Below are 7,085 nucleotides of genomic sequence, written 5' to 3'. Positions count from 1 at the left end.
CGGGCCATGGGCGACCAAGTCTCACCAATCGATCGTGGCCCGAGGGTCTCACGGCACGATGGAGAAGTGTCCTCGAGAGGTTGTTCCCGGTGCTAGACCGGCCGTCCCTCGATCACGCACACGGCGGACTCGGTCGGGGTGATCGAGGTCAGCTCGAAACCGGCCATCTCGTAGATCGTGCGGAACTGCTCTTCGGTGCGCTCCATGCCCCCGGGGACGAGGAGCATGATCATATCGGCGAACTTTCCGAACGATGGTTCGTTGCCGGGACTGATGACCGCCTCGATGAGGAGGAGCCGGCCGTGCGATGGGATGACCCGCCGAACGTTCTCGAGGATCTGCACCGCTTGAGGATCGTACCAGTCGTGGATGATGTGCCTCATCTGGTAGGCATCGGCGCCTTCGGGAACCGACTCGAAGAAATTACCGGTGGCGAAGTCGCAACGATGGTCGAGTGAGGCGGAGGCGAACGCCGCCTTCGCCCGTTCCTCGACGTGGGGCAGGTCGAACCAGATGCCGCGCAGCCCGGGGTAGCGATCGAGGGTGGCCGAGAGCACGGAGCCGTTCCCACCGCCGATGTCCGCCAGGGTCTCGATGCTCGAGTAGTCGTAGGCGTCGAGCACGGCGTTCGTCTCACCGCCGTGAAAGCCGACCATCGCCGCGTCGAAAATGGCGGCATCCTCGGGGTTTTCGCTCATGTGCTCGAAGATCGGTCTACCGAAGGCCTTCGCGAATCCGCTCTCGGATGTGTTCACGCTGTGAAGGATCTCGTTCCAGCCGGGACCGATGCGATGCATCATGCGCGCGGCATCCCGCTGCGTTCCCTCGACGCCGCTCCTGAGGAAATGCCCCACCGGCGTCAAGGCGAATCGGCCGTCCTCCCCTTCTTCGAAGACGCCGTGGCCCGCGAGATAGCGTAAGAGCCGATAGAGCGCCTCCGGGTGGGTGTTCGTCGCCTGCGCCAGCTCGGACGCCGAGCGAGGGCCGCTGGCCAGATGATCGGCGATGCCGAGCTCGGCGGCGGCGAACACCGATTGGGAAACGACGATGCCGCCGATCATCTCGGCGAGCCGTTGAACCGATTCCTGATTCTTCATAGACGCGTATTCTACCGGTTGCGCGCCACGATTACCGCTCCTCGAGAAAGAAGATGGCATACTGAAGGCTCTCGTCCACCGTGTGCTCGTCGTGCCACGTTTTCAGAGCACGCGCAATCCTGCCAGGCTCCCGGTTGGGGAGCGTGTAGGGAATGACGATGATGCCCGGATGAGGAGCGCCCATCTGGTAGAAGCGCACGGTCAGCTTGATGTAGTCGTCCCTATTTCGGGTCACGAAGACTCGGCCCGTTGCCGCGGCAAGCTCGAGCTGCGAAGGGTCGTCGACGCCCCGTCGATCCATTTCGTGGACGCTTACGACATCGAGTCCAAGCCCACGACCAACTGTCGCAACTGCCGGGTTAACGTCCTCATCGAGCAAGAAGCTCAAGACGGGGAGTTATCCCTTCAGAGACGTTGTGAACGGTAGCTCTTTTCGCAGGCGTTCAGGAGTCCAGGAGCGCTCGCGCTCGAGTCGCACATCGATCTCTTCCGGGTAGAGCTCATAGTACGCGAGGGCAACCCGAAGTTGTGTTTCCCTCAGCCAGCTGAAGTCCTCACGAAGCTTCCCCGAATCCTGACCCCCGCCTTTCCACGCGGCAATGACTTCCCAAACGTCGATGCCGGTTCCAGCCAAGACGGCCCGCCTTCCGGAAGGACCATCGGCGAAAACCACTCCAGGAACCCGTCGCATCCGGACGGCCTCGGCGAGAAGCTCTTTGGTCATGGCCGACCAGGACTTGCCCCGCTCTTCTGCCTCTCGACGGATCTCACTCTCGAGGTCGCTCTGGAGGCGGATTCCTCTCGTTTTGTCAGACACTGAGATTCTACTCCGTGACGTTAACTGTGCACGTTGTGCACAGATAAATACTACGGTCATTACACTCGGGAGTCAATCCTGGCACCGCGGCGCCCAATGCGCAGAAAGGGGCATGAAACCGCCCGTTGTTCGCGCGGCGGGTATGAAGTATCGTCATACCGTCGACAAGGAGACGGAATGCCTCGAGCGAAGATCGCGATCTCACTGGACGCTGCGACAGTCGCACGACTGGATAGGCTTGTCGAGGAAAAATTCTATCCCAACCGGAGTCAGGCGATCGAGGAGGCGGTGTCCGAAAAGCTCGAACGGCTGGAGCGAAGTCGACTGGCACGGGAGTGTGCCAAGCTGGATCCGCTCGTCGAGAAGGAGCTCGCGGAAGCGGGTGTGTCGCGGGATCTGCCGGAATGGCCGAATACTGAGAGGGGATATTCGCTGGGCGGACCTGAATCCAACTCGGGGGGGGGCGAGCAATCCGGTAATCGTCCGGTTGTCGTTCTCAGCCAGGATGTGTTCAACGCGCGATCGGGGACCGTCATCGCCGCCGCGTTGACGAGCGTGCCACAGCGCGCTGGCTTTCCGCTGACCCTACGAGCTCATTGGAGCTTGAGCGCTACGCCCCAATCTTGACCTCTTCGTCGAGGATCAAGACGGACGCCTCGGAGGCCTCGGCCACGACGGTGCTTTCCAGCTCTCCGGCGGCGGCGTAGAGGTCGACATCGATACCGCCTTTGCTTTCGAGGACGTACATCGGCTCGGGCTCTTCCGAGCGCCGGATGGGCGTGGCCGATCGGAAGCCGGCGGCAACCAGAGCGTCGAGCGCCGCGTACGCATCTATCTTCGGTCAAGACGACCACGTCCAGGTCACGGGTCATCCTGGGCAGTCCGCGAACGCCCAGGGCGGTCGCGCCAATGACCGCGTGCGGGATTCCGGCTTTCTCGAGGGCTTTCAACGCCTTCGTTACGACGCGAGCCAGGGCCGTCTTGCGGCCGGTCACGACGTCGACCTCGAGAATGTCCGCATCCGGATGGAGCATACCGGTTTCTATTCTCTACTCAATGCCGTGGCGGGACCTGCGGACGATCGGCCGCCACGGCTTGGCCTTTGCGGCGCTTCGCGCCGATCTCGCGGCAGACGTCTCGGCCACCGCTCGGCAGGCTGGGCCGCACTCTTTCATCAGCCTTCACTGGCGCACGAAAACGAAGTTTCTCGCGCGGCCGGCGGAAAGCTCGAACGAGCGCAGCTTGTTCTCCACGCCTCGCGAGAAGACGAGTGTTCCCTGCTCCCAGCGGAAGCCGTCGTGGAAGACCGGCGTCATGGGAGATCGAAACGACCGCCCGTCGAGAACGAGCTGATTGGAGTCGTCGAGCTCGATCCGATACACCAGGTCGAGCTCCCGGCAGTGATAGAGACCGACGTAGCGCGCGAGGGCGGCGACGTCGGGGGTAACGGTCTCGACGCGGCGATAGGCGAAGGGCCGCTGCCCGGCGCGCTCCACCCTCATCTGCGGCGGGTCGAACGTCAGCTCGGTACTCGCGACCCGAAATCTCGGGGGGGCGACGGCGCTCAGCTTCCGTTCCGCCTCCTGCCAGTAGAGCGCACCGTCCTTCAGCACGATCTCCGCGAGATCCCCCGTCGACTCGTCGAAATAAACGCCGGTCCAGGGCTCGAAGCGAGCGGCCTCGACCGCAACTTCCGCGGGCTCGGGCTCCGGCTCGAGCTCGAGAAAGATGTCCGCGACCTGCTCGGCGAGCGTCGTCGGTTGCGCCGTGGCGAGATTGCAGAGCACGTACACCGAGAACCGATCGTCGGGGAACTGGATCATGGCGCTTCGAAAGCCGACGAACGCCCCGCCGTGAGAGACCGTCCGGTGGCCACGGTGGCTTCCGATCGTGAGCCCGTAGGCGTAGGTCTGTACCCTGCCGTCGTCGAGACGGCCGGTCTCGAGACGCTTGCGGGCGAGCTCCGCGCCCCCCACTTCGCCGGAGTAGAAGTTCCGGTCCCAGTGAACGAGGTCCTCGACGGTCGTGAAGACGCCGCCGTCCCCCACCATGTTGAGCGTGGTCATGTCGATCTCGAAGCCGTCCTCGGATTCTCGCGGGCGGTAGCCGGTCGCGCGCCCCGGCACGATCTTGCGGAAGTCGTCGTGAAAATGCGTGTCCCTCATCCCGAGCGGCTCGAACAGGTAGCGCGCGGCGAACTGGGCGAGCGTCGACCCCGTGGCGCGGAGCAGAATCTGCGATAGGAGAAAGTAGCCGGTGTTGCTGTAGAGGTACTCGCTTCCCGGCTCAAAGTTGAGGTTCTCCTGGCGGCTCAGGCGATCGAGGATGTCTTGCTCGGTGTAGAAGTCCTCGTCGCGGAAGCCGGCCAGTTCCATCAGGGTCAAGTAGTCCCGGAGCCCGCTCGTGTGGTGGATCAGATGACGGATCGTGATGGGACGCTCGGTTTCGGGAAGCTCGGGGAGGTACAAGCGCACGTCGTCGTCGACCGAGAGCTTTCCCTGCTGTTCGGCCAAGAGTATGGCGAAGGCGGTGAACTGCTTTCCGAGCGAGCCGGTTCGGAAGACGGATCGCGTCGACAGAGGAACGTCGTGCTCGAGATTCGCCATGCCGTAGGCGCGCGAGTAGAGGAGCTCGCCGTTTTGGATCACACCGAGCGCACACCCCGGCGTATCCTTGCGATCCCATTGGCGAAAAAGGGCGTCGACGCCCACGTCGCGCGATGCCGCCGTTGCGGCAGTCGCCGCCAGCGAGAGCGTGAGGGCCAGAAGACTGACTTTCGACATAGCATTACTATTGGCCACAATGGGCTCCGCCGGCAAGGCGGGGTGCTCATCTGTCGCCCAACGGCAAGCCCTCGAATCGCGGACGTTGCAGGTGCCAACGAGTTGCGCCTCCCTGACAGTTCTGGCTAGAATCTAGCCAGAATGTATCAGATCGTCTTGGCGCCTGGGGCGGTCAAGGCGATGCGCAACCTCCCGGCACACGTCCGAGGTCGGCTACGAGATGCTCTCGAGCGCCACCTGCGGTATGAGCCGACAAAGTTGAGCAAGAGTCGCATCAAGCGGCTCCGGGGTCTCAACCGGCCCCAGTATCGGTTGAGAGTGGACGATATTCGGGTGTTCTATGACGTCACAGAAGAAAGGGTTGAGGTCCTCGCCGTCGTTAGCAAGGACGCGGCGCAAGCGTGGCTCGAACGAGAAGGGACGTCCGAGACGGGCGGTGCCACTGGCGAAGCTCAAGGACGACCTCTCGAAGTATCTACGCCTGGCGGCCGATGAGGAGATCCTCATCACGCGGCATGGACAGCCTGCCGGAGTGCTCATCGGCTTCGAGTCGGAAGAGGACTGGTTCGACTACCGGCTCGAGCATCACCCCGAGTTCCTTCGCCGCATCGCCGAGGCACGGGAAGCCCTCCGGAAAGGTCACGGTGTTCGGCTCGAGGAGCTCGAGGATTAATCTGACCCGCGGGTCACAGGCGCAGGGGGCGTGGTGGGGCCATCAGGATCGAGGGGTCCGATCTCCAGTCGACGCCGGGCACGTCGATATAGAGCTCGACTTCGTTTCCGTCGGGGTCGAGAACGTAGAGGCTGTGGGTGACGATGTGGTCGCTCGAGCCCACGAGGGTAACGCCCGCGTCCCGGAGCTTCGAGAGCAACGCGCGCAGGTCGTCGTCGCTGTCACCCACTTTGAGGCCAAAATGGTACAGGCCGACCCGCGTTCCCTGGGGGATGGGACGGGCGTCCTGGCCGACGGCGAAGAGCAGGAGCTCGTGATGCGTTCTTCCGCTCGAAAAGCCGGCCGCCCGTGCCGGCACGGCGAAGATCTCGCGAAACCCGAGCACGTCGCGGTAGAACGTGCGCGCTCGCTCGAGATCGCGCACGTAGAGCACGATGTGGCCGAGCTCTCGAACTCCCATGGACCCCTTCGGACTTCCGCTATTCGACCGCTCGCGACCGCTGCCTGACGCACGGCGGGGAGTCGGCAGGACGTGTGCGTCACGAGTCGCTCCGGTCGAGCCCGCGCAGCGCGCGACGATCTTTTCCGTTACCCTACTCGGAAAGCGCTACTCCTGACAAGTGGGCCAGCCGGCCATAGGCACGATCACTCGAACCGCTCGCGGAACTTGGACGGAGTCCAGGGACTTCGCCGCCACGTGTGATGTAGAATGCGAGCTCTCGAATCCATTCGCAATAACCGCAGGAGGTTCTTCGTGGTGTACTCGCGCTCTGCAGTCCGCATCTCGATCGTTTTCGGGCTCGTTATGACGGCTCTCGTCTTGGCGCTTCTTTCCCCCTCGTTGCGGGCGCAAATCAACGATTCCGGTACGATCGCGATACCGGCGATGGTCATCCGGGACTCGACGGACGGCGTGGTCGGAGACGTCGTCGGCGTGGACAACAACAAGCCCTACGTCGTCTTGACCGAAGGCAGCAACAAAGTGTTGCTCCGCGTCGGAAAGACGGAGTTCGCGTCCCAGGCCCGCGTCTTCTTCACCAACACCACCTGCAACAGTGCCCAGATCTACCTCGATTTGCCCGTCAACGTGGGAGGTCTCGACGAGATGCAGGACGTGACGTACGGCATCGGGCCCGGGAACGTTTTGTACCGCTCGGACGTGCTGATGAACGGCGTAATGACGATGTCGGAGTGGATCTCGGTCAATCCCGTGGGTCCCTCACAGTGCTTCGTCTCCACGAAGATGGGCGATCGGATGAGCGCGGTGATGGTCCAGGACATGGACATCATCTTTCCGCCACCTTACATCGTCGAGTGAATCTTATATCCTTACAAACGGATCGGTGATCTCGCTCGTCACGAGCCACTACACTACCCTCGGTGATGTTGCGGCTGGTCGTGCTTTCCCTCCCCACGGGGGCGCTCTACTGGCTCGTCGCCACGCGCGAGCTGGGCTGGGAAACCTTGGAGCTCTGGGCGATCTGGGCGGCGCTCCTCTTCTTCTACGCGCTCGGGATCCGGGCGAGCTCGCGGGCGCGCGGATGGCTTTCGGTCGGTTTCATCCTTATTACTTCGGCGGCGTTCCGGGCGGGCTCGTTCCTCTTCGAGCGACCGCTGGACCTTCCGAAGGCGGGAGTCGCCGGAGCCGATGTCCTTGCCCTCCTCGTGGGGCTCGCGTTGTTGCGGCGGGCGAAGCTTCCGCTCGGGCTCGTGCT

Annotated in this window: 10 protein-coding genes and 2 pseudogenes; 6 read left to right on the top strand and 6 right to left on the bottom strand. The window is 63.2% G+C overall.

The window, feature by feature from the left end; genetic code table 11:
* Window positions 1-92: 92 nt before the first annotated feature.
* Genes VEK15_17000 through VEK15_16990 form a run of 3 tightly spaced genes read right to left on the bottom strand, consistent with a single transcriptional unit; the run spans window position 93 to window position 1,914 of the window.
* Window positions 93-1,097: a methyltransferase gene (locus VEK15_17000; protein ID HXV62401.1), complete on the bottom strand. Its 1,005-nt coding sequence runs from the start codon at window positions 1,095-1,097 to the stop codon at window positions 93-95.
* A gap of 31 nt (window positions 1,098-1,128) precedes the next feature.
* Window positions 1,129-1,476, bottom strand: coding sequence for a DUF5615 family PIN-like protein (locus tag VEK15_16995; GenBank protein ID HXV62400.1), 348 nt, complete (start codon window positions 1,474-1,476; stop codon window positions 1,129-1,131).
* A gap of 18 nt (window positions 1,477-1,494) precedes the next feature.
* Window positions 1,495-1,914 (bottom strand): DUF433 domain-containing protein, encoded by a 420-nt coding sequence (locus VEK15_16990; protein ID HXV62399.1) that lies wholly within the window; start codon window positions 1,912-1,914, stop codon window positions 1,495-1,497.
* 96 nt (window positions 1,915-2,010) lie between these two features.
* Here VEK15_16990 and VEK15_16985 point away from each other — a divergent pair.
* Both VEK15_16985 and VEK15_16980 read left to right on the top strand, forming a co-directional pair.
* Window positions 2,011-2,211, top strand: a pseudogene (locus VEK15_16985) (ribbon-helix-helix domain-containing protein).
* A 97-nt stretch (window positions 2,212-2,308) separates the two neighbouring features.
* Window positions 2,309-2,502: pseudogene (locus VEK15_16980) on the top strand (type II toxin-antitoxin system PemK/MazF family toxin).
* 22 nt (window positions 2,503-2,524) lie between these two features.
* Here the strand turns inward: VEK15_16980 and VEK15_16975 are convergent.
* Together VEK15_16975 and VEK15_16970 are read right to left on the bottom strand one after the other, a co-directional pair.
* On the bottom strand, window positions 2,525-2,662 hold the full coding sequence (locus VEK15_16975; protein HXV62398.1) for a hypothetical protein: 138 nt from the start codon (window positions 2,660-2,662) through the stop codon (window positions 2,525-2,527).
* Window positions 2,663-3,095: 433 nt separating this feature from the next.
* The gene (locus tag VEK15_16970) at window positions 3,096-4,697 is read right to left on the bottom strand and encodes a serine hydrolase domain-containing protein (protein HXV62397.1); all 1,602 of its coding nucleotides are present in this window, start codon (window positions 4,695-4,697) and stop codon (window positions 3,096-3,098) included.
* Window positions 4,698-4,838: 141 nt separating this feature from the next.
* Here VEK15_16970 and VEK15_16965 point away from each other — a divergent pair, with 141 nt between their 5' ends.
* Window positions 4,839-5,192, top strand: coding sequence for a type II toxin-antitoxin system RelE/ParE family toxin (locus VEK15_16965; protein HXV62396.1), 354 nt, complete (start codon window positions 4,839-4,841; stop codon window positions 5,190-5,192).
* A complete protein-coding gene (locus tag VEK15_16960; GenBank protein ID HXV62395.1) occupies window positions 5,134-5,370 on the top strand; it encodes a type II toxin-antitoxin system prevent-host-death family antitoxin in 237 nt (78 codons plus the stop codon). The genes VEK15_16965 and VEK15_16960 overlap by 59 nt, the downstream gene beginning before the upstream one ends.
* Before the next feature lie 13 nt (window positions 5,371-5,383).
* Here VEK15_16960 and VEK15_16955 read toward each other — a convergent pair whose 3' ends face one another.
* Window positions 5,384-5,830, bottom strand: a complete 447-nt coding sequence (locus VEK15_16955; GenBank protein ID HXV62394.1) for a VOC family protein — start codon at window positions 5,828-5,830, stop codon at window positions 5,384-5,386.
* A gap of 249 nt (window positions 5,831-6,079) precedes the next feature.
* On the opposite strand from VEK15_16955, the gene VEK15_16950 reads away from it, so the two are divergent.
* Together VEK15_16950 and VEK15_16945 are read left to right on the top strand one after the other, a co-directional pair.
* On the top strand, window positions 6,080-6,688 hold the full coding sequence (locus tag VEK15_16950) for a hypothetical protein (protein ID HXV62393.1): 609 nt from the start codon (window positions 6,080-6,082) through the stop codon (window positions 6,686-6,688).
* A gap of 62 nt (window positions 6,689-6,750) precedes the next feature.
* Window positions 6,751-7,085, top strand: a 335-nt coding sequence (locus tag VEK15_16945) for a hypothetical protein (protein ID HXV62392.1), incomplete at its 3' end; no start/stop codon positions are given.

The organism is Vicinamibacteria bacterium (genome assembly GCA_035620555.1).
Lineage (GTDB): Bacteria > Acidobacteriota > Vicinamibacteria > Marinacidobacterales > SMYC01 > DASPGQ01.
Note: the sequence above shows the minus strand (reverse complement) of the source record. Positions and strands in the feature narration are given on the sequence as shown.